The sequence below is a fragment of the Sporosarcina sp. P3 genome (assembly GCF_002743415.1).
Classification (GTDB): Bacteria; Bacillota; Bacilli; order Bacillales_A; family Planococcaceae; genus Sporosarcina; species Sporosarcina ureae_A.
In genome coordinates this window covers 129303-150548 of the sequence record NZ_PDZE01000001.1, presented here as the reverse complement: position 1 = coordinate 150548, position 21246 = coordinate 129303, and the positions used below count along the sequence as shown (strand labels likewise).

Here is a 21246-nt window from a genome sequence, read left to right as displayed (position 1 = left end):
CTACACTCACTTATCTCACTTCAAAACAAAAAACAACCTCCCGAACTAAGTCGGGAGGTTGCCAATTCTTAATATAAAGATGTTTTATCTTTAGCCATACCTTCCAACAACTCTTTCACACGCGCAAGGAATCGTCCACACACGAGTCCATCGAGCACACGGTGATCAAGCGAAAGACAGAGGTTGACCATATCCCGCGCAGCCATCATGCCATTGTCCATAATAACTGGACGTTTGACGATCGACTCCACTTGTAAAATAGCTGCCTGCGGATAATTGATGATCCCCATGGACTGGACGGAACCAAAGGAGCCCGTATTGTTGACTGTGAACGTACCGCCTTGCATCTCAGTTGATTTCAGCTTGCCGTTACGCACTTTTCCAGCCAACTCATGAATTTCGCGACCAATGCCTTTAATCGTCTTTTCATCTGTTTCTTTGATGACTGGAACGTATAACGCATCGTCCGTTGCTACGGCAATCGAGATATTGATGTCTTTTTTCATGACAATCGTATCGCCTGCCCACATCGAATTCATTTCGGGGTATTCCTTCAATGCCTGTGAAATGGCCTTGATAAAGAAAGCGAAGTACGTCAAATTGAATCCTTCTTTTTCCTTGAATTCTTTTTTGACGCTATCACGCAACAACACAAGTTCCGTTACGTCTACTTCTATCATCATCCAAGCATGCGGTGCTTCTGTTACAGAACGCACCATGTTATTCGCGATTGCACGACGTACACTCGTTACCGGAACTTCGATATCTCCGTTTTCGAGTTTCCCATTCGACGACACAGCTTGTTCAGGAGCCGACTGTTGATTCGATGATGCCACTTGTGGTTGCGACTCTTCTTGAACAGTAGCTTCTTGTGGCGTTGTTTGCGACTGTGCTCCGCCACTTTCAATAAATGCTTGAATGTCTTTTCGTGTAATACGTCCTTCGCGTCCTGTGCCGCTTACTTGTGCCAAATCAATGCCATTTTCCTGGGACATCTTCAAAACAGCAGGAGAAAATCGGCCCGCTGCCTTGCCGTCCGTCGCAGGCTGTACCTTCGCTTTCGGTGCTTCCTGTACGGATTTCTCAACAGGTTTTTCAGCTGGCGCTTCGGCTGTAGGTGCTGAAACTTGAACTGGCTCTTCCGCATCGCCTTCAATTTCAATTAAACAAACTGTTTCACCTACTTCAATCGTATCGCCTTCTTTTGCGATGATTTCTTGAATTACCCCTGAGAATGAAGAAGGAACTTCTGCTGTGACTTTATCAGTCGTCACTTCCGCAAGTGAATCGTATTTCGCTACCGTATCTCCCGGAGCAACGAGCCATTTTTCGATAGTTCCTTCTGTTACACTTTCACCCAGTTGCGGCATAGTAATTTTTTCAATGCCCATTTCCATACGCCTCCTTAGTTAAAATTCTGCTAAATCCCTTGCTGCCTTTTCAACCTTTTCAGGATTCATCATAAAGAATTTTTCCATAGAAGGGGCATATGGCATCGCAGGTACGTCGGGTCCTGCTAATCGTTTAATTGGCGCATCTAATTCAAATAAACAATTTTCAGCAATGATAGCCGAAACTTCACTCATGATGCTGCCTTCTAGGTTGTCTTCTGTTACTAATAGAACTTTTCCTGTTTTCGAAGCAGCTTCGATGATCGCTTCTTTATCTAACGGATACACCGTACGTAAATCCAAGATATGGATAGAAATATCGTCTTCAGCTAAGCGTTCTGCAGCTTGCAGTGCGAAGTGAACGCACAATCCATACGTAATAATCGTGAGATCTTCACCTTCACGCTTCACATCCGCTTTACCGATCGGCAACACATAATCATCGTCGGGAACTTCCCCTTTGATCAGTCGATATGCCCGCTTATGCTCAAAGAACAACACAGGATCTTCATCGCGCACTGCCGCTTTCAGCAAGCCTTTCGCGTCGTAAGGGGTGGATGGGATGACAATTTTCAAACCAGGTGTTGAAGCGAACATTGATTCAACTGACTGCGAATGATACAAAGCTCCGTGAACGCCACCTCCAAAAGGAGCGCGGATGACGATCGGACAAGTAAAGTCATTATTTGAACGGTAACGGATTTTCGCTGCTTCCGAGACGATTTGATTGACCGCCGGCATAATGAAATCAGCAAACTGCATTTCTGCAATCGGGCGCATACCATACATCGCAGCACCAATCGCCACACCTGCAATAGCAGACTCAGCGAGAGGTGTATCAAGTGAGCGGTATTCACCGAACTGATCGTATAGACCGGTTGTTGCTTTAAACACGCCGCCTTTACGTCCAACATCTTCCCCAAGTACGAATACTTGATCGTCACGTTCCATTTCTTCTTTCATTGCCAGGTTGATCGCATCTATAAATGAACGAACGGCCATTATGCTTCGCCTCCCTTTTCTTCATAGACATAGCGCAGGGCATGTTCCGGCTTCGCGTATTCCGCCAGTTCTGCATATTCAGTCGCTTCATCGACCTGTAGTTTTACTCGTTCTTCAATTTCATCATACTTTTCATCCGTCAAAACGTTAACTTCTTTCAGATAATGAATGAATGACAATAACGGATCTTGTTTTCTTTCGTCTTCCAGCTCTTCTGCATCACGATATTGACGTTGATCATCATCCGAAGAGTGTGCCGTCAATCGATAACATACCGCTTCGACTAATGTCGGACCGTCCCCGTTTCTCGCACGGTCTGCCGCTTTTTTTACTACTTCATACACTGTCAGCGGATCTCGTCCATCTACCGTATAGCCTGGCATACCGTAACCGATTGCGCGATCCGAGACATTCTCACATGCCATTTGTTTATCAAGTGGTACGGAGATTGCATATTTATTGTTTTCCACCATAATCACTGTCGGTAATTTATGCACACCGGCAAAGTTCATGCCTTCATGGAAGTCTCCTTGATTGGAAGAACCTTCTCCAAGCGTCACGAACGTAATGAAATCCTCTTTATTCATTTTTGCGGCTAGTGCTACGCCGACAGCATGTGGTAATTGCGTTGTAACGGGTGAAGAACCTGTCAAAATACGATTCTTGCGTTGGCCAAAGTGACCTGGCATCTGCCGTCCACCGGAGTTCGGATCTTCCGCCTTGGCAAAAGCCGATAACATCAAATCTTTTGGCGTCATGCCGAAATGTAAGACAACTCCCATATCGCGGTAATACGGTGCGATCCAGTCTTTTTCGTTATTCAGAGCGAATGAAGCTCCTACCTGCGCTGCCTCCTGTCCTTGACAAGAGATGACGAACGGAATTTTCCCTGCACGGTTCAGTAACCACATTCTTTCATCTAAACGACGCGCCATTAGCATCGTCTCATACATCCGCAATACATCTTCATCTGTTAAACCCAATTCAATATGCCGATTACTCATTGTACTTCCTCCTTTACATGTGAATGGCTAGCCCTTCAACCGCTAGAGCCGCTTCACTGAACGCTTCAGATAATGTTGGGTGCGGATGAATTGCCGAGGATATTTCCCAAGGAATTGCGTTCATCACCATCGCCAAGCCCGCTTCAGAAATTAAATCCGTTACGTGCGAACCCATCATGTGGACGCCGATTATATCGTTGGTCTGCTGATCTACAATGATTTTCACGAAACCATCTGCATGACCGTTAACCAACGCCTTGCCATTCGCCATGAACGGGAACTTGCCGATCTTTACATCAAACCCTCGATCTTTTGCTTGTTGCTCTGTCACACCGACTGCCGCAGTCTCCGGATAGGAATAGACACAACGTGGTACTAAATCGTATTCAATTGGATCTACCTGTTTCCCTGCTATATGTTCAATCGCATGCAATCCTTCATGTTCCGCCACATGTGCTAGTTGCAGTCCACCGATCACATCACCAATTGCATATATATGATCATCTTTTGTTTGATAATGCGCATTCGTTTGAATCGAACCCTTTTCGACTTGAATATCCGTATTTTGTAAACCGATATCATCGATCACCGGGGCGCGTCCAACAGACACCAACATCTTCTCGCTCGTGATGGACTGTTCTTCTTCACCTAGCTTATAAGAAATCGTGACTTCACTATCGTTTTTCTGCAACGATTCCGTCAGAATTTCCGCACCTAATATGAATTTCACACCGCGTTTTGCGAGCGCTTTATGCATCGCGACAGCTACTTCTCGATCTTCTGTCGCTAATATCTGCTCCAGACGATCCATGACGGTCACATCTACACCGAAATCTACTAGCATAGAAGCCCATTCGATGCCGATTACACCGCCACCAATAATCGTAATGGAGGATGGAAGCGCATTCATTAGTAGAGCTCCGTCGGATGTCATTACGGACTGTTCATCCACATCGAGTCCAGGCAATGATCTCGGTTTAGAACCCGTAGCAATCACGAGATTTTTCAGAATCAATATTTCATTTTCATTGCCACTATCCATTTCCACGGAAATAGTTCCAGGCATTGGTGAGAAAATGGACGCGCCTAGTATCCTACCTGTCCCTTGATAGACATCAATTTTACCTTTTTTCATCAATCCTTTAATACCTGAGTGCAATTGATCGACGATTTTACCTTTACGTTTTTGTACTTGTGAGAAATCCAATGATACTTCACCCGTATTCACGCCGAATTCATTCGCTTCTTCACGTGTTACGCGATAGACTTCCGCACTTTTCAGCATCGCTTTACTTGGGATACACCCGCTATGCAAACACGTACCGCCCAGTTTGGATTTTTCAACAATTGCTGTCGTCAAGCCTAATTGAGCCGCGCGAATGGCTGCTACATATCCGCCAGTACCGCCACCTAAAATCACTACGTCATATTCTTTACTCAACGTAAAGGACTCCCTTCGCTTACAGTATTCAAATAAAAGTAGACAGGCGAGTGTAGCGGTGGACAGGTATACTTTGCCTACCGCTATGACTCATTTGCTAGATTACTTATTCGATATGATACTTTTTTCGTTGCGCAAGAATGTATTTCTCGTTGCGCCAACTCGTGCAATACGCTCTTCCGCCAAACGGTCAGCAGCCTGGTAGGATGGAATACCGTCACGCTTTGAGATAGCAAAGATCTTGAGAATCGTGTCATAAATACCTTCTACGCGCTTTAGAGCACGCGCTTCATTGTATCCAATCAATTCGTCAGCTACATTAATTACTCCGCCAGAGTTGATTACGTAGTCTGGAGCATAGACGATACCTAATTCATGCAAGTGATCGCCGTGTTTTGGTTCTTTCAATTGGTTATTGGCGGAACCCGCTACGACTTTTACTTTTAATTGTGGAATCGTTTCGTCGTTAATCACTGCACCAAGAGCGCATGGAGCGAAGATATCTGCTTCTTGTGAATAAATCGCGTCTGTCGCAACAGCCGTTGCTCCGAATGCCTCTACTGCACGCTGGACGGCTGCTTCATTAATATCCGTAACGATCAATTTTGCGCCTTCTTCGTGTAAGTACTCGCAAAGTGTGTACGCAACATTTCCAACGCCTTGAACCGCTATCGTTTTATCTTGAAGGGAATCATCACCAAATGCTTCTTTCGCAGCGGCTTTCATTCCTTTGTAGATACCAAGTGCCGTAACGGGGGAAGGATTTCCTGACGTACCTTCTCCTGAAGAGATACCCGTAACAAAATTTGTTTCTAAATGAATTAAATCCATATCGTATTCAGTAGTCCCTACGTCTTCCGCTGTAATATAGCGTCCGTTTAATCCCTCTATGTAACGACCTAATGCTCTGAACAGCTCATCATTCTTATCCGTTTTCGGATCACCGATAATGACCGTTTTTCCACCGCCAAGGTTCAAACCTGCTGCAGCGTTTTTGTATGTCATACCTTTAGCCAGTCGCAATGCATCTTCAATTGCATCTTCTTCACTAGCATACGTCCACATGCGTGCGCCACCAAGTGCCGGTCCAAGTGTTGTGTCGTGAATTGCAATAACTGCTTTCAATCCCGATGTCTTGTCATAACAAAGCACCAGTTGCTCATAGTCGTGATCTTCCATATACGTAAACAATTCCATAAGTATCCCTCCAGGCTAGTAAAAGATTATAAAGTTTCATGCGTATGGTACTGATTCTAAATTTCCCACGACCAAAATGCAAATTTGACACATTTCGGCCATTATTTCTGTAGGAGTTTTGTAAACAATCTACCTATATCGTACATGATGGCAGAGTCCTTGACAATCCATGACCACACGGTAAAATTAAATAGGTAAGGGGTTGAATGATATGGTACGTCTTGCTGCGTTTATTGTACTGTTGATTCCAGGGATTGCAGCGGCTCTGGGAATAAAATTAATGCGCGATTCATTGTTCGGACATCTTTTTCCGCCATTTCCATTCATCTGGATGCAGTTTTTAGGCGGTTTCATACTGTTCGCTGGTGGTCTTGGATTCTTTGCAGGCTTTTTATTACGCAGAGACCGCAGAACTGGACGGGCAGCTGACAGATTTAAAAAAGATTTGAAATAAAAGGGCCAAGGTGCACTACCTTGATCCTTTTATTTTTTTGCGTACACGCTTTGGATAGTCCGTAATCCAGCCTGTCACTTCGGGTGTATTGGATAGAATAGATTCTGCACCGGTTACCCCATACATCCGTAAGATCTTACCACTTTCAAGCAGATGTGTCTTAAACGGATCTTTCCACAATCGCTTGTGAAAATGAAATGCATCGACTTCATAGGAATCGAGGTTTTGCCAGTCGACCGATTTTTTTCTTAGCAATAATGCAGTTTCCATGTCCCGGTCCAGCTCCTTTATCATACGCACCGTCTCATAATCAAACGAAGAGAGATGGACGTCAGATAACGACTCTACGTAATGCAAGATTTGCTCAAGTGCAGCAGTTTGCCCGTACACGGTTTCCTTTAACTCGATATTCAGCGCCAAATTATGTTCAGAGCAAAAAGAAACTACATCAAATAACACGGGTATGGAATGGCCAAACATTCGCCTATATTTGCTCTTGCCTATTTTAATTTGTTGCAGTTCCTGTGATGTCAATTGATCAATGCGCTGCTCAATTCCAGCGAGACGTGCTAAATCATGATCATGAATAACAACAAGTTGTCCGTCGCTCGTTTGCTGGACATCCAACTCGATTCCATCCGCACCTTTTTGTAAAGCCCCTAAAAACGCACGCATGGTATTTTCAAAATAGGTTCCAGACGCCCCACGATGGGCAAATACTTTGCTATCAGACATTCAATGCTCCTTCGCTTGTTAGTTCGAAAACGCCTTTCGTTACCTGACTCAACATGCTAGTTTTATTACCTATTACGATCTGGACACCAGGGTGTGCTTCACGCGTGATTTCAATTTTAGGCGTGCCAGCTACTTGCACAAGTTGCAACTTATTTTTAATCGTCTGATCTAGCGATACAACTTCTTGCTGTTTTACTTGTAATGTCTTTTCTAGTAATTCCAACTGTCCTGCCGGAAGACTTGCTTTGATGCTGGCCATTTTATCAAATGTCAACTCCACTTTCTTCAGTTCCGCATGTTCCGCTTTTAGCTTTTCCGCAAGACGCTGAATTTCCTCAAGCTCCATTTCTTTATTGACTCCTTTGACGATCAGTTTCGTCAAACGTTCATGACTATTGCCAGCCGTTGCACATTCAATAGAAAACATCGCTTCCGCAACACCACCGATGATCCGACCTTTATGTTGATCAATACAAATATGATCGCCATATAATTCAGACCCAAGTGAATAGAGACCAATATTCACTCGTTCCCCATAAATCTTGCAATTATTCGCATGTTTCACAAAAACATTCTTCTTCGCCTTGATAATGGTTTCTCCACCACCAAACACGCCACCTTTAATATAGACATCACCTTCTTCGGAATAGATTTCCTTGGCGTTTGTCACACCTTCTCTTCCTTCGATAGAAATATCCCCTGTCGCATTGACTGAGAAACCTGCTAAAACCGTCCCCATAACACGTACCGATCCATCAAATGTAATGGAGCCAGTTTTCGTGCCGACGTCGTCCGAAATGTTCAACTGCTTTCCAACACTAATTGCACCGTTCAGTTCCTCCAGTGCGCCGCCATGCAAAGCACGTAAAACTATTTTCCCCTCTTCTTCAAACTCCCCAACAGATTTTCGATCGTAAATTAGTTTAATGTCTTCGCCTTTTTTAGCTGCTATCGGTTCACCAAAGACGTTATGGCCTTCGAATCCTTCTTTAGCAGGCGTTTTTTCACCTAACCAATCACCTTTCGCAATCGGTGTCACAAAATTCAACTCATAGTGATCAGCAGAACCATCCTCTCGAAGACTCGGTTTACGATCCGGCATTGCTATATACTCCACCTGTGCGTTTTCTCCTTTGACAGGCTCTTTGCCTACTGCAATAACGATTGGATTACTAGGTAGAAACGCTAAGCTAAGTAGACTTTCTTTGTCATAGTGTACTCCTCTATGGTCAAGCATTTCTTCCGCTTGTTTCAAGAACTGCTCTTTATTTGCAAGAAACTCTTCGTTTGTTGCATGAATATACAATTCGACCTTCATTTTACTGGGTGATATATATACTTCACAAGGAGCGGAATACGCCCCGATAGCATGTTGGCCTTCCGTCTGAAGAGCGTTCATTAGCTCCTTGAATGAATTCAATTTTAATCTAGGAATATCAGAAGCCAGCGCGTCAAACGACTTAAGCGGATACCCTACCTTTTTAGTGTTCATAATAACTTTGTTATTTTCTTCTAGAAGTTCAAAGTATTCATTTTCAACTAACAACGAAATCCCTCCTTCTTTATTTACTAGTATAGAAGATTGAAGCGCACTTGAGATAGCTCTTTTTGTGATTACACTGCATAAATAAGCATTTCCTCACAGCGTTCTCCGATTTTCTTGAGCATCGGAATAAATACTGACTTTATCCCTATCATGCGTCTATTGCCTAATTAATACGTAAATTTTGTCTTACATGGTTGTGTGAACGTATGTACGCTCGGCGACAAATGAGAAATAAATGTACAAAGAGCGGTTAGATCATCTGTATGAGCGCTTGGCACTGAGTATAGAGCGGTTGACAGTGAGGTGTGAGCGCATATGAGAAGTTACGAGCGGTTGTTGAGAAAGTATGATCACTTACAAAATTTAATGAGCGCAACTGAATTCGTAATCACCAATCATTCACCCCGCCAACTAAAAAAAACACCGATCACCTCGTATGTCATCCACTTCATTTACAAACGAAAACCAACTAATACACCCGATTAGTTGGCTGGTCGTAAACTCTCTATCCATTTATCACTTCAATCAGCTCACCATATGCTCCAAACGGATTTTATCCGCAATCATTGCAATAAATTCGCTATTCGTCGGCTTACTTTTTAAATGATGCACCGTATATCCAAAAGTCTTTGAAATTAAATCGTAATTTCCACGGTTCCACGCGACCTCAATCGCATGGCGAATTGCACGTTCCACTCGGGATGGTGTCGTATTATACTTTTTCGCGATATCCGGATATAGAATCTTCGTGACGGATCCAAGCAACTCCGCATCGCTATAGACCATCTGAATTCCTTCACGTAAAAACGCATAACCTTTAATATGAGCAGGCACACCGATTTCCTTAATCATCGATGTAATTGCCGTATCGAGTACTTTCTGAGTCACGACACCTGTCTGCTGAGGGGACTCCTGTACGACAAACGAAGTCGCTGTATTTTTTGGTTTTCCTGCAGCCTTAAAAATTTGACCAATCAAGCGGTCGAATTCAAACGGTTTTAACATGAAGTACGAAGCACCAAGACTTGCGGCTTGTGACATGACATTTTCCTGTCCAAAAGCCGTCAGCATCATGATTTGCATATCACCCATTTTATTTGTTTCATTCAACGTCTCTAATACTCCAATACCGTCAAGATGCGGCATAATAATATCCAACAATAAAATATCCGGGCGCTCTTCTTCTAGCATCGTCAAGCATACTTGCCCATTATTCGCTGTCCAAATTACTTCTATTTCGTCGTGCTTTTCAAAATAAGACATCATCGTTTTCACAAGTTCTTTATTATCGTCAGCAATTGCTACCTTCACATTTTCCATAACCCATTCCCCCTGGTATAAAATCGGCGATCCATTTCTTTTTCCCGCTGTTTCTCTCCTATTATCGTAAGTCATCTATATGGCAAATTCTACATTTACTTATTTTTTTATGTAAAATGATACTTCTGAACGATGCTTTCTACCTATTTCGACTTTTTTCCCTTTTCTCTGTAGCGAACACCTATACGAAAAAACAGCCTGTGCTCAAAAGTGCACAGGCTGTTTTTTTCACTTCTCATTCGTTCTCATCGTTTCCAAAAAAAGCGCGGCCCCTTTTTCGGGCTCGTCCACGAACATATGCGTAATCGCACCGACAAACTTGCCATTTTGGATCACAGGACTCCCGCTCATACCTTGTAAGATCCCGCCCGTCTTACTCAGCAGTTTCTGGTCAGTCAATAGGATCTGGAATTGTTCTTCTTCTATCTTCGTAATTTGGATGGCGAATTTTTCTACAGTAGAACCTTCTACCGTAGTGTAAATTTCTGCAGGTCCGATCATTAATTCAAACGGCTGCATAATTTCCAGCGGTTCAGCCAACACTTTATTATAGGCATTTTTCCAATGACCAAATATTCCATATACATTATTGATTTGAATATTCCCAAGAAATTTATTCTGATCAATAATGGAGGATATTTTATAACCTGGGATCCCTGGAGAACTTTTCTTGATCTGGCTAATTTCAGATAAATAAATAGCTCCTTTTTCAAAAGACGGAGCAGACTGCAATGTACTATCAATGATTTGGTGTCCCAGTGCACCATACGTGCCGCTTTCCGGGTCAACATACGTCAATGTCCCAGTACCTTCCGTTCGATCTTTCAAGAAGGGCGTGACGTGCTTAATGAGCGACGGATCTGCCTGAATGGTTTCATGTTTCCCATTACGCAAAATGTCGAGTTTCATCGTAGCACTGTCTTTTTGCAGGGCGCGTTCGAAATGAACAAGTTGCTTTGTATCTGTACCGTTTAATTGGCGAATTATATCACCTTTTTTTAGCCATTCCTGCGAATCCACCTTGACGTCACTCGTTACATAAATACCACTCAAATCCATTTGAATACCGATGGAATCACCCATCGGAATGAGGGTTTCTTCTTTTGCTAATGAAATCCCAGGCACAAGGCAGAGCATCAGGATAAGCGCTAAGAGCGTTTTGAAAGATTTATTCCATCCCATGTTTCACCTCCTCAACGAAAGATACCTTTGGTATGTCCTTTCGAAGAGAAAGTATGAAAGGGTAAAATAAACAGTGCTGACACCACTAGAAAACATTGTGAATTTATACTTTATTTGCGAAATTCCTGTTTACGTTGTTCGGCTAAAAGCAGCAGTTCTTCCGCATGCTGAAGTGTCAATGTCGTGATTTCTGCACCGGAAAGCATGCGAGATAATTCTTCCGTACGTTGTGTTTTCATCACATCATGAATCGCCGTAGTCGTTCGTCCATCATGCACTTCTTTTTTGATGAGATAATGATGATCTGCCATTGCAGCCACTTGCGGTAAATGCGAAATACATAAAACTTGTGAGTGACTGGAGATCATGGAAATTTTTTCCGCAATGGACTGTGCTACACGGCCACTGACTCCGGTATCCACTTCATCGAAAATAATTGACGTGACACCTTGATGTTGAGAGAAAATCGTTTTCAACGCCAGCATCATTCGAGATAATTCGCCACCAGACGCCACGCGTACCAAAGGCTTGAGAGGTTCACCTAAGTTTGTGGAAATCATAAATACGACTTCGTCAAATCCATTAGCATCGAATTGACGAGGTTGTTTTTGATGAATTTGTACTTTAAAAGTAGCTTTTTCCATATATAACTGTTTTAACTGCTCTTCAATCCCTTTTTCAAGAGACAGTGCCGCTTTTTTACGGATAATCGATAATTCATTCGCTTCTATTTCAAGATCTTCTACGTATTGTGCCAATAATTCCTGATTTTGATGCAATCTTTCGTCACGATTGACAAGTTGATCGAGTGCATCCGCAATTTTATCACGATAAATTAAAATATCTTCAAGCGATTTTCCATATTTACGCTTCAATGTCAAAAACAACGCTAATCGGTCTTCGACAAATTCCAATCGATCCGGCTGGAATTCCATTCCATCGATCATCCGTTTCAAGTCATGCGAAACATCTTGAAGCGCATAAAATGAAGAATTTACTGTTTCAGACATCATTTTGAGATCTTCATCAATCGAAGCCGCTTCTTCCAAATCACTCATTGAATTGCCGACCCAATCGAGTCCATGCGATTCTAGAGATAATGCTTCATATGAAGTATTCAAGCGATCAAATAACCGGTTAAAATGTTGGAGCTTTACAAGTTCAGACTCTAACTCTTCCTCTTCACCGATCTTCAAATCTGCTGCATCGATTTCTTCCAATTGGAATTTGTATAAATCAATTTTTTGCGCAATTTGCTGTTCATCTTGTGTTTTAGCTGCAATGACTTGTTGGAGTTTCTTATATTTATCATATAACTCGGTATAGGTTGACATCGCACGTTCAATCGGCTCACCTATGAAGAAATCAAGCAAATGAATATGACGCTTTTCGTTCATTAACTCCTGATTTTCGTGCTGACCATGGATATCGATGAGCAAGGCACCAATCTCACGCAATATAGCAATAGTTACGAGTTTACCATTGACGCGACAAACAGATTTCCCGCTGGCACTTATATCGCGGCGTAAAATCACAATACCTTCTTCCGTATCAATGCCAAATTCCGTCAACTTCTCTGTTACATTTTCAATATTTTTGTCAATTGTGAAAAGTCCTTGAAGCTCAGCTTTTTTCGCACCATGGCGAATGAATTCCTGGGAACCGCGGCCGCCAGCGAGGAGCTGGACAGCATCAATAATAATTGATTTCCCAGCACCCGTTTCACCGGTTAGCACCGTTAAACCGTCATCAAATGCGATTTCAAGTTGTTCAATAATAGCAAAGTTTTTAATCGAAAGTTCGCTTAACAATGAAATCCTCACCTCGCTTATAGCATGGATAATATTTTATCTTTTACATATTCCGTCTGAGATTCTGCACGACAAATGATCAAACAGGTATCGTCACCGCAAATCGTTCCAAGCATTTCATCCCAGTCTAAGTTATCAACAAGCGATCCAACAGCCTGCGCGTTACCGGGAAGCGTTTTCAACATAATAAAATGACTTGCACTGTCGATGCCGACAAATGCATCCTCTAGCATACGCTTTAATTTCTCTTCTGTATTATAGCGATGGATAGGAGGTAGACTGTATTTATAATTGCCTGAAGGTGAAGGTACTTTAATCAAGTGCATTTCTTTAATATCACGCGAAACTGTTGCCTGCGTAACATCGGCACCTGCAGCTTTCAGACTTTCGACAAGCTGATCCTGCGTTTCTATTTCATGGTTCGTAATAATCTCTCGAATACGTAAATGTCGTTGTCCTTTATTCAATTTTACTCACTCCGATTCTGTTGAGTCCATAAACAAAATTATACTAATCATCTAAAAAACGCGCAACTCATTGCGCGTTATGTTAAATCCGTATGTGCCTGTTTCACTAATTGCTTAAAATTTTCCGTTGTAAAATCGGTCACCGCATCGTCCTCGGCTACTAAATAATACAAGAACTCAATATTGCCTTCTCCACCTGTAACCGGCGAATACGTAGCACCTTTAACGGAAAATCCTTCTGCCACTGCCATTGCAGCAATCTTTTCCAACACTTCAAGATGGATCGCTGGATCACGGACAATACCTTTTTTACCGACTTTATCTTTTCCTGCTTCAAATTGAGGCTTCACTAGCGCTACCACTTGACCACCAGGTACGATGATGTTCTTTAGTGCCGGTAAAATCAACGATAACGAAATGAATGAAACATCGATTGTCGCCACTTCGGGTAATCCTTCCGTAAACAAATCCACGGTTGCATGACGGAAATTTTGCCGTTCCATCACTGTCACTTGTTCGTGCTGACGGATTTTCCATGCAAGTTGATTATAGCCTACATCTAGTGCGTAACAATGGTTCGCGCCGTTTTGCAATGCACAATCCGTAAAGCCGCCCGTTGAAGCCCCAATATCCAGAACAATCTTCTCTTTCACAGAAATAGGAAAAGACAGTAATGCCTTTTCCAGTTTCAAGCCACCACGACTTACATATTTAATCGCAGGTCCTTTGACAGTTAATGGAGCATCAACCGCAATTTTTTCTCCCGCTTTTTCAATTCTTGCTGTATCAGAGTAAACGAGACCCGCCATGATGGATCGCTTTGCTTGTTCACGGGATTCTGTTAACCCACGCTCTACCAGCAACACATCTACTCTCTCTTTTTTCACAGGTGTACTCATACTTTCGCTCTTTCTGCTGCTTGCTGAATAGCCGCTGCGGTAACTTCTGCCACATGATCGGGTGTCATATGAATTTCAACCAGTAATTTATCGACACTACCATGTTCAATGAAATCATCCGGAATACCTATTCTCTCGAAAATCGTACCCGTATGACCTACTTGCTCTGCATATTCCATCACGCCACTGCCGAATCCTCCAGCAAGCACCGCTTCTTCAATTGTAATAATCGGTTTCCCTTTAGCAAATAGCTCATCCAATAAATTCGTATCCATCGGCTTGATGAAACGCGCATTGACAACCGCTACATTTTTGCCTTGTGATTTTAATTGCTCAGCAGCTGAGAACGCCATAGGAATGGTCGTGCCGAACGTCAAGATCGTTGCGTCTTCGCCTTCTTGTAATACTTCCCATGTGCCGATTGGAATCGTATGAAGTTCTTCATCCATTGGTACACCATACCCATTGCCACGTGGGTAACGAAGTGCAATCGGACCTTCATCATAATCAATAGCTGCCTTGACCATGTGCTGACCTTCGTTTTCATCTTTTGGCATCATGATAACTAAGTTCGGCAAATGACGCAAGAATGCTATGTCAAACACACCGTGATGTGTTTCTCCATCGGCTCCTACGAGTCCTGAGCGGTCAATACCGATAAAGACATTAAGCTTTTGGCGTGTAATATCATGTAACATTTGATCGTATGCACGCTGCAAGAATGTCGAATAAATAGCTAGGAATGGCTTCATTCCAGTGGCTGCAAGTCCTGCAGCCATCGTCGCCGCATGTTGTTCGGCAATCCCAACATCGAAGAAACGATCTGGGAATTCCGCTGCGAATGGCTCGAGTTTCGATCCTACCGGCATAGCAGGCGTAATGGCAACAATGCGTCGGTCATTTCTCGCAAGCTTGCGTACCGTTTCAGAAACTAAAGCACTCCAAGCAGGACCTTTCACAGGGGATTTCACAAAATCTCCAGTTTCAATCTTATATGGACCTGTACCATGCCATGTACCAATTTTATCTAACTCGGCAGGACTATAGCCTTTACCTTTTTTCGTAATTACATGAAGTAATACCGGCCCTTCCATTTTCTTCGCGTATTGAAGGGAACGCTCTAATTCCACAAAGTCATGGCCATCAATCGGTCCTAAATATGTGAATCCAAGCTCCTCAAAGAAGACCCCGTTCACGACTAAATATTTCAAGCTGTCTTTCACACGTTCCGCAGCTGTCGCGACTCTACCGCCAACCGCCGGGATTTTACGCAAAAGGAATTCCAGTTCATCTTTCACGTTGTTGTACTTTCCAGCCGTCCGTAATTTTCCGAGAATTGAATGCAATGCGCCAACATTCGGTGCAATAGACATTTCATTGTCATTTAAAATGACCGTAAGATTCGTCTTTTCGTGTCCGATATGGTTCAAAGCTTCAAGCGCCATACCGCCCGTCAACGCACCATCGCCAATGATCGGAATGACAAAACTTTTTTCCTTTTTAATATCTCGTGCAACAGCCATTCCCATTGCCGCTGACAAAGAAGTTGAACTATGGCCCGTTTCCCATACGTCATGTATGCTCTCCGCCATCTTCGGAAATCCGCTCAATCCTTTATATTTTCTAAGAGTGTCGAATTCACCCGCTCGGCCTGTAAGAATTTTATGGACATATGACTGATGTCCTACATCCCATAAAAATTTATCGGTTGGACTGTCGAAGATTTTATGCAATGCAATCGTCAATTCGACAACACCCAAATTCGGTCCGATATGCCCGCCAGTAACCGATAAATTTTCAATTAGAAAATGGCGAATATCTGCCGCCAGAGATTCTAACTGTTCTTTATCGAGCTCTTTTATAAAAGATGGATTGGTAATCTTTGTTAGATCCATCGTGATCACACACCTTCATCAAGTAAGTAGGTCTTTCTATTTGTACATCGCGCTAGTTGTCCTTTATTAGACCAAGTAGTTGCTGTTTGTTTTCTACATTATAACAGTAACAACGTGCGACACAAATATAACGGTTCCAAATTACATATTTCGCTCAATAATGTAATCTGCTAACAATTGCAACATAGACTTCCCTAAGCCGATGGACTGTAATGCACGTAATGCTTCTTCATGACGTGCTTTTAATTGCTCGCGAGCCCCGTCTAGCCCAAGCAATGAAGGATACGTCGACTTTTCGCTTGAAGTATCACTGTTTGCTGGTTTACCGAGCTGCTCAGTAGTGGCTGTCACATCCAAAATATCGTCTTGGATTTGGAATGCCAACCCAATGTTGTGAGAGAAACGGCGAAGTTGCTCACGCTGTTCATCCGTAGCCTGTGCTAGCACAGCACCCGCCTCTATACAGTATGAGAGTAATGCGCCTGTTTTATGAATATGGACTTCTTCCAATTCTGCTAAGGGCAATAATTGCTGTTCGCCTTTCATATCGAGGACTTGGCCTTTGACCATCCCTTGTGCGCCCGACGCTTTTGCCAGTAATCCGACAAGTTCAATCGCGGCTTCCGGTGGTGTTTCCCGAAGATCTGCAAGCGCTTGGAAAGCCATTGCCTGCATTGCATCTCCCGAAAGCGTCGCGACATCTTCACCGTATACTTTATGATTCGTAGGTTTACCTCTTCTAAAATCATCGTCATCCATGCATGGAAGATCGTCATGAATTAATGAATATGTATGTATCAGTTCGGCAGAAGCCGCGACTTTTACTGCATCAGCCGAATCTTTTTTCATATCAAATAAAACAGCCATAACTAGTAATGGACGAATTCGTTTGCCGCCTGCTTCTACGGAATACATCATAGATTCGTGCAAAGCGTCTGGAATATCAGACTTCGCCAGTTGATTCTTCAGTTCGCGTTCAATTTCAGGAATCATTCCATCAATAAAAGCTTGTAGTTTTTCATTCATTCGGTTCACCTGCTGTCGGATCAAATGAGGATTCGTTACCCTCTTGATCAATCATACGAATCAGTTGTTTTTCAGCATTCTGCAATTTCTTCTGACAATAGGCTGAGAGCTCCATCCCTTGCTTATACAACGTGATCGTATCATCCAAAGGTGCCTCTCCAGCCTCCAATTTCTGTACAATTTCTTCTAACTGGTGCATTGCCTGCTCGAATTGCATATTTTTATCTTCTGCCATCCTTACTCGACCTCCTTTGGAATGATTCCTTCTACTATAGTGGAAATAGATCCGTCTGCTAATTGAAGCGTCACGTGATCTCCGCTTGCTACATCTTTTATAGATTTAATCACTTCATGATCTTTATAACCGATTGAAAAACCTCTTTCCATTACTTGTAATGGATTCAGGGCTTGCATCATACGCATTAGCGATATGAAATGTTGCTGACGCTGTTTAATAGAATGTTCTGCAGCACGATTCAAACGCATTTTCAGTTGTTTCCTCTGTTGCTGTTCCAGCTGAATACGTCGAATGGGTGTATAGTACTGAAAACCTGCATGTAGACGATCGAAGCTCATACGCTTTCCTTGGACAACCGCCTCACTGCCGCGTTGTAGTCGATCTTCGAGATTGTCGAGCTTCTCGATGAAAGGACGATATAATCGTTCGGGGTATTGTAGCGGATAGGCCGCTTGCGCTGTCTCTAAACGCTTGTTCAACTGTTTAATTAAGGTCTGTACCGCTAAATAAATCGAACGCTGTTGATTTTTCAAGTGTTGAAATAATTGAAGCTGATCCGGTACAGCCATTTCTGCTGCTGCAGTTGGCGTCGGTGCACGTAAATCTGCCACAAAATCCGCGATGGTCGTGTCGGTTTCATGTCCGACTGCGCTGATGATTGGAATCCGACTTGAGAAAATCGCACGTGCTACATCCTCTTCATTGAATGCCCACAAATCTTCAATGGACCCCCCGCCTCGGCCAACAATCAATACATCGACAGTTGCCATTTTGTTCGCTTGTTCAATCGCTTTCACAATCGAAGGAACTGCTGTGCGTCCTTGCACGAGAGCGGGATATAAATGCATCTCCGCCATTGGAAAACGTCGGTTAATGGTGGAGTACATATCACGCAGCGCGGCACCCGATTCAGCTGTAATGAGACCTACACGTTGCGGTACTGGCGGAATAGCTTGCTTAAATCGTTCTTCAAACAACCCTTCTTGCTGAAGTTTCTTTTTCAACTGTTCAAAAGCTAGATACAGCGCCCCTATACCATCTGGCTCCATTGTTTGTACATAGAGTTGGTACGATCCTGCCGTTTCAAACACCGTCACATCTCCCGTAATTAGTACATTCATACCGTTTTCAGGCTTAAATTGAAGTGTGTTGGAACGGGAACGGAACATGGCCGCCTGAATTCTCGTCTTATCGTCTTTCAATGTAAAATAAATATGTCCGGACGGATGCAGCTTAACGTTCGACAGTTCACCTTTTACATACACATTCCGTAAATGTGGATCTGCGTCAAATTTGCGTTTGACATATTTCGTTAGCGCTTGAACGGTTAAAAAAGTTTGATTGGACATGTTTCCATCACCTGCCCTTTTATGTATAGAGAGGCGCCCATGGTGAGCGTCTCTCGATTAGAATTACTTATTTTGTGTACGTGCCTTTAATTTATTCTCCGCACTTTCGACGGTGTTTTTCAATAGCATCGTAATTGTCATTGGACCTACTCCGCCTGGTACAGGTGTAATAGCACTAGCTTGCTTCTCAGCTGATTCATAATCAACGTCTCCACATAGCTTGCCATTTTCATCACGGTTCATACCGACATCAATCACCACTGCGCCTTCTTTAATGTAGTCACCTGTAATGAATTTAGCTATACCAATAGCAACGATTAAAATATCTGCTTGTTGCGTAAATTTCTTCAAATCTTCTGTACGGGAATGACAATACGTCACCGTTGCATCTTTTTGTAATAGAAGTTGCCCCATCGGTTTCCCTACGATATTACTTCTACCAATAATAACTGCGTGCTTGCCTGCGATATCTACATTGGAGCGCTCAAGCAACTGCATAATACCGTATGGTGTACAAGGCAAGAATGTTTCTTGACCGATCAACATTTTCCCAACATTCATCGGATGGAATCCATCGACATCTTTTTCGGGGCTGATCGCGCGGATGACTTTGTTTTCATCAATATGTTTCGGTAATGGCAATTGCACCAAAATACCATCGATTGTATCGTCTTCGTTAAGCTTCTCTACTTCAGCTAGAAGCTCCTCTTCTGACACAGTCTCCGGCAATTTAGTCAGCACGGATTTCATACCCGCTTCCTTGCTGGATTTCTCCTTGTTTTTCACATATGTCTCGGATGCTGAGTTTTCCCCAACTAAAATAACAGCCAGTCCAGGTTGAACACCTTGTGCAACTAAAGAAGCCACTTCTTCTTTTAATTCATTCCGGATTTCTTGTCCTATTGCTTTTCCATCAATCTTTTTACTAGACATGATTTTCCCACCAAACTTTTTTTATTTGTACAGAAAGTTGATCGAGCTCAAGCTTGTAATTAGTAGTGACGATTTCGGTTATTGGAATTTAGAAAGTACTCCATTTACAAAACGGCCTGACTTTTCGTCACCGAACGTTTTGCATAGCTCAATCGCTTCGTTCATGATGACCCGATTCGGAACTTCTTCGTTATAAAGGAGTTCATAGACAGCCAATCGTAATACAGTTCTTTCGATTTTAGGCAATCTATCGATGGTCCAGTTTTCCAATTTATTTGTAATTTCACTATCAACTTCTGTCAGGTGTTCCGCTGTACCTCGAACTAGTTGTTCGTAGAATGAATCAAGCGGGGTTTCTACAATATAACCTATCGCTTCATCCACGTTCATCTCGCTATTATCCAGCTGAAACAGTGTTTGAATTGCTTTTTCACGTGCTTCTCGTCGTTTCATAATTGTTATCTCCTCTACCGCTCATCTTCAAAACCTAATGATAGCACAAAAGGTAAGAAAAGAACTAGTGGAATCAAGCGATTTTATGTCATCAGTTTACGTTTTTGATCAAGATGTTCATAATTAGCTGAGCAAGTGATAGTTAGTAAGCATGTAAACAGCACTAAATCGTCATTCCAGATGTACTTCCAATCACCTCCTTAGTGCGATTTAAAGTGTTCGTTGTAGATCACTAGTGAGGACCATGTAAGTTTCGCTCATTCATTTGTCTAAGCGCTCATAATTTATTCAAATCCGCTCTATATTCACTTTCAACCGCTCTATCAAAGTCCTCGCACGCTCATACTTTACGTCAAGCGCTCTATCTCTGCCTATATCCGCTCATTACCCGCTTCGCCTTTATCGGTCTTAACTTACTTATTGAACTCACACAACAAAAAACCGAAAACAAACCCATTAAAAGGTTTGTCTTCGGTTATGCGCTTATTGAATAAGACCTCTTCAGTCTTCGAAATGAATGCCTGTTATATGTACATTCACTTCATGTGTTTGAAGCGAAGTCATATTCAAAATAGCTTGGCGAATTTCGCTCTGAATTTTCGTCGCGATCGTAGGAATGGAATGGCCGTACTCGATAATGCAATACACATCGATTTTTAGTCCTTCATCTGCCCATTCGGTTTTTACACCTTTTCCATACATCACTTTACCCAACTTCTCCGCAACACCTGACGCGAAATTTCCTTGGGTAGCAATCACTCCATTTACTTCTGATGTGGCGATGCCAATGATGACTTCGAGTACTTCAGGTGCGAGTTGGACTCGTCCGAGTGCAGCATCTCCAGACGGTGTCATTCCGACAAACGATGCATTTGTTTTATCAGCCATTACACTTCTCCTCCA

General features: G+C 42.8%; 20 protein-coding genes. 1 reads left to right on the top strand and 19 read right to left on the bottom strand.

What is annotated here, in order from left to right; translation table 11 throughout:
* Positions 1–68 precede the first annotated feature (68 nt).
* The 5 genes from CSV61_RS00805 to CSV61_RS00785 all read right to left on the bottom strand — a co-directional run bounded on the left by CSV61_RS00805 (position 69) and on the right by CSV61_RS00785 (position 6035).
* Positions 69–1391 (bottom strand): dihydrolipoamide acetyltransferase family protein, encoded by a 1323-nt coding sequence (locus CSV61_RS00805; protein WP_099637717.1) that lies wholly within the window; start codon positions 1389–1391, stop codon positions 69–71.
* An 18-nt stretch (positions 1392–1409) separates the two neighbouring features.
* Positions 1410–2393 (bottom strand): alpha-ketoacid dehydrogenase subunit beta, encoded by a 984-nt coding sequence (locus CSV61_RS00800; protein ID WP_099637716.1) that lies wholly within the window; start codon positions 2391–2393, stop codon positions 1410–1412.
* Positions 2393–3397, bottom strand: a complete 1005-nt coding sequence (locus CSV61_RS00795; protein WP_099637715.1) for a thiamine pyrophosphate-dependent dehydrogenase E1 component subunit alpha — start codon at positions 3395–3397, stop codon at positions 2393–2395. The genes CSV61_RS00800 and CSV61_RS00795 overlap by 1 nt, the downstream gene beginning before the upstream one ends.
* Positions 3398–3410: 13 nt before the next feature.
* Positions 3411–4838: a dihydrolipoyl dehydrogenase gene (lpdA, locus tag CSV61_RS00790; protein ID WP_099637714.1), complete on the bottom strand. Its 1428-nt coding sequence runs from the start codon at positions 4836–4838 to the stop codon at positions 3411–3413.
* Positions 4839–4940: 102 nt separating this feature from the next.
* The gene (locus CSV61_RS00785; RefSeq protein ID WP_099637713.1) at positions 4941–6035 is read right to left on the bottom strand and encodes a Leu/Phe/Val dehydrogenase; all 1095 of its coding nucleotides are present in this window, start codon (positions 6033–6035) and stop codon (positions 4941–4943) included.
* A gap of 211 nt (positions 6036–6246) precedes the next feature.
* On the opposite strand from CSV61_RS00785, the gene CSV61_RS00780 reads away from it, so the two are divergent.
* On the top strand, positions 6247–6489 hold the full coding sequence (locus CSV61_RS00780) for a DUF2627 domain-containing protein (RefSeq protein ID WP_083030762.1): 243 nt from the start codon (positions 6247–6249) through the stop codon (positions 6487–6489).
* 15 nt (positions 6490–6504) lie between these two features.
* Here CSV61_RS00780 and CSV61_RS00775 read toward each other — a convergent pair whose 3' ends face one another.
* The 14 genes from CSV61_RS00775 to CSV61_RS00710 all read right to left on the bottom strand — a co-directional run bounded on the left by CSV61_RS00775 (position 6505) and on the right by CSV61_RS00710 (position 21231).
* Complete coding sequence (locus tag CSV61_RS00775) at positions 6505–7224, bottom strand: glycerophosphodiester phosphodiesterase (RefSeq protein ID WP_099637712.1); 720 nt, start codon at positions 7222–7224, stop codon at positions 6505–6507.
* Positions 7217–8770 carry a flagellar assembly protein A gene (locus CSV61_RS00770; RefSeq protein WP_099637711.1) on the bottom strand — a complete coding sequence of 518 codons (1554 nt, stop codon included), beginning with the start codon at positions 8768–8770 and terminating at the stop codon, positions 7217–7219. Before CSV61_RS00770 ends, CSV61_RS00775 begins: the two co-directional genes overlap by 8 nt.
* A gap of 525 nt (positions 8771–9295) precedes the next feature.
* Complete coding sequence (gene spo0A / locus CSV61_RS00765) at positions 9296–10090, bottom strand: sporulation transcription factor Spo0A (RefSeq protein WP_083030754.1); 795 nt, start codon at positions 10088–10090, stop codon at positions 9296–9298.
* Positions 10091–10318: 228 nt separating this feature from the next.
* Positions 10319–11272 carry a SpoIVB peptidase S55 domain-containing protein gene (locus tag CSV61_RS00760; RefSeq protein WP_099637710.1) on the bottom strand — a complete coding sequence of 318 codons (954 nt, stop codon included), beginning with the start codon at positions 11270–11272 and terminating at the stop codon, positions 10319–10321.
* A 110-nt stretch (positions 11273–11382) separates the two neighbouring features.
* On the bottom strand, positions 11383–13083 hold the full coding sequence (gene recN / locus CSV61_RS00755; protein WP_099637709.1) for a DNA repair protein RecN: 1701 nt from the start codon (positions 13081–13083) through the stop codon (positions 11383–11385).
* A 17-nt stretch (positions 13084–13100) separates the two neighbouring features.
* Complete coding sequence (ahrC, locus tag CSV61_RS00750) at positions 13101–13550, bottom strand: transcriptional regulator AhrC/ArgR (RefSeq protein WP_083030746.1); 450 nt, start codon at positions 13548–13550, stop codon at positions 13101–13103.
* Positions 13551–13627: 77 nt separating this feature from the next.
* Positions 13628–14449 carry a TlyA family RNA methyltransferase gene (locus CSV61_RS00745; protein WP_083030743.1) on the bottom strand — a complete coding sequence of 274 codons (822 nt, stop codon included), beginning with the start codon at positions 14447–14449 and terminating at the stop codon, positions 13628–13630.
* Entirely contained in the window at positions 14446–16344 is a 1899-nt protein-coding gene (dxs, locus tag CSV61_RS00740; protein WP_099637708.1) for a 1-deoxy-D-xylulose-5-phosphate synthase, read from the bottom strand. The genes CSV61_RS00745 and dxs overlap by 4 nt, the downstream gene beginning before the upstream one ends.
* 141 nt (positions 16345–16485) lie before the next feature.
* Positions 16486–17370, bottom strand: coding sequence for a polyprenyl synthetase family protein (locus tag CSV61_RS00735; protein WP_099637707.1), 885 nt, complete (start codon positions 17368–17370; stop codon positions 16486–16488).
* Positions 17363–17605, bottom strand: a complete 243-nt coding sequence (locus CSV61_RS00730; protein WP_029054564.1) for an exodeoxyribonuclease VII small subunit — start codon at positions 17603–17605, stop codon at positions 17363–17365. The genes CSV61_RS00735 and CSV61_RS00730 overlap by 8 nt, the downstream gene beginning before the upstream one ends.
* A 2-nt stretch (positions 17606–17607) precedes the next feature.
* Entirely contained in the window at positions 17608–18957 is a 1350-nt protein-coding gene (gene xseA, locus CSV61_RS00725; RefSeq protein WP_099637706.1) for an exodeoxyribonuclease VII large subunit, read from the bottom strand.
* 63 nt (positions 18958–19020) lie between these two features.
* Positions 19021–19890, bottom strand: a complete 870-nt coding sequence (folD, locus tag CSV61_RS00720) for a bifunctional methylenetetrahydrofolate dehydrogenase/methenyltetrahydrofolate cyclohydrolase FolD (RefSeq protein WP_099637705.1) — start codon at positions 19888–19890, stop codon at positions 19021–19023.
* A 78-nt stretch (positions 19891–19968) separates the two neighbouring features.
* Positions 19969–20343: a transcription antitermination factor NusB gene (gene nusB, locus CSV61_RS00715; RefSeq protein WP_029054561.1), complete on the bottom strand. Its 375-nt coding sequence runs from the start codon at positions 20341–20343 to the stop codon at positions 19969–19971.
* Positions 20344–20844: 501 nt separating this feature from the next.
* Positions 20845–21231, bottom strand: coding sequence for an Asp23/Gls24 family envelope stress response protein (locus CSV61_RS00710; RefSeq protein WP_083030728.1), 387 nt, complete (start codon positions 21229–21231; stop codon positions 20845–20847).
* Positions 21232–21246 lie beyond the last annotated feature (15 nt).

Excerpts from the sequence above, each read along its gene's own strand:
- xseA (WP_099637706.1), bottom strand. The coding sequence starts at position 18,957 with ATGTCCAATCAAACTTTTTTAACCGTTCAAGCGCTAACGAAATATGTC.
- CSV61_RS00805 (WP_099637717.1), bottom strand. The coding sequence starts at position 1,391 with ATGGGCATTGAAAAAATTACTATGCCGCAACTGGGTGAAAGTGTAACA.
- CSV61_RS00730 (WP_029054564.1), bottom strand. The coding sequence starts at position 17,605 with ATGGCAGAAGATAAAAATATGCAATTCGAGCAGGCAATGCACCAGTTA.
- CSV61_RS00795 (WP_099637715.1), bottom strand. The coding sequence starts at position 3,397 with ATGAGTAATCGGCATATTGAATTGGGTTTAACAGATGAAGATGTATTG.
- CSV61_RS00745 (WP_083030743.1), bottom strand. The coding sequence starts at position 14,449 with ATGAGTACACCTGTGAAAAAAGAGAGAGTAGATGTGTTGCTGGTAGAG.
- CSV61_RS00775 (WP_099637712.1), bottom strand. The coding sequence starts at position 7,224 with ATGTCTGATAGCAAAGTATTTGCCCATCGTGGGGCGTCTGGAACCTAT.
- CSV61_RS00760 (WP_099637710.1), bottom strand. The coding sequence starts at position 11,272 with ATGGGATGGAATAAATCTTTCAAAACGCTCTTAGCGCTTATCCTGATG.
- dxs (WP_099637708.1), bottom strand. The coding sequence starts at position 16,344 with ATGGATCTAACAAAGATTACCAATCCATCTTTTATAAAAGAGCTCGAT.
- CSV61_RS00800 (WP_099637716.1), bottom strand. The coding sequence starts at position 2,393 with ATGGCCGTTCGTTCATTTATAGATGCGATCAACCTGGCAATGAAAGAA.
- nusB (WP_029054561.1), bottom strand. The coding sequence starts at position 20,343 with ATGAAACGACGAGAAGCACGTGAAAAAGCAATTCAAACACTGTTTCAG.
- CSV61_RS00710 (WP_083030728.1), bottom strand. The coding sequence starts at position 21,231 with ATGGCTGATAAAACAAATGCATCGTTTGTCGGAATGACACCGTCTGGA.
- CSV61_RS00785 (WP_099637713.1), bottom strand. The coding sequence starts at position 6,035 with ATGGAATTGTTTACGTATATGGAAGATCACGACTATGAGCAACTGGTG.
- CSV61_RS00780 (WP_083030762.1), top strand. The coding sequence starts at position 6,247 with ATGGTACGTCTTGCTGCGTTTATTGTACTGTTGATTCCAGGGATTGCA.
- CSV61_RS00735 (WP_099637707.1), bottom strand. The coding sequence starts at position 17,370 with ATGAATGAAAAACTACAAGCTTTTATTGATGGAATGATTCCTGAAATT.
- spo0A (WP_083030754.1), bottom strand. The coding sequence starts at position 10,090 with ATGGAAAATGTGAAGGTAGCAATTGCTGACGATAATAAAGAACTTGTG.
- folD (WP_099637705.1), bottom strand. The coding sequence starts at position 19,890 with ATGTCTAGTAAAAAGATTGATGGAAAAGCAATAGGACAAGAAATCCGG.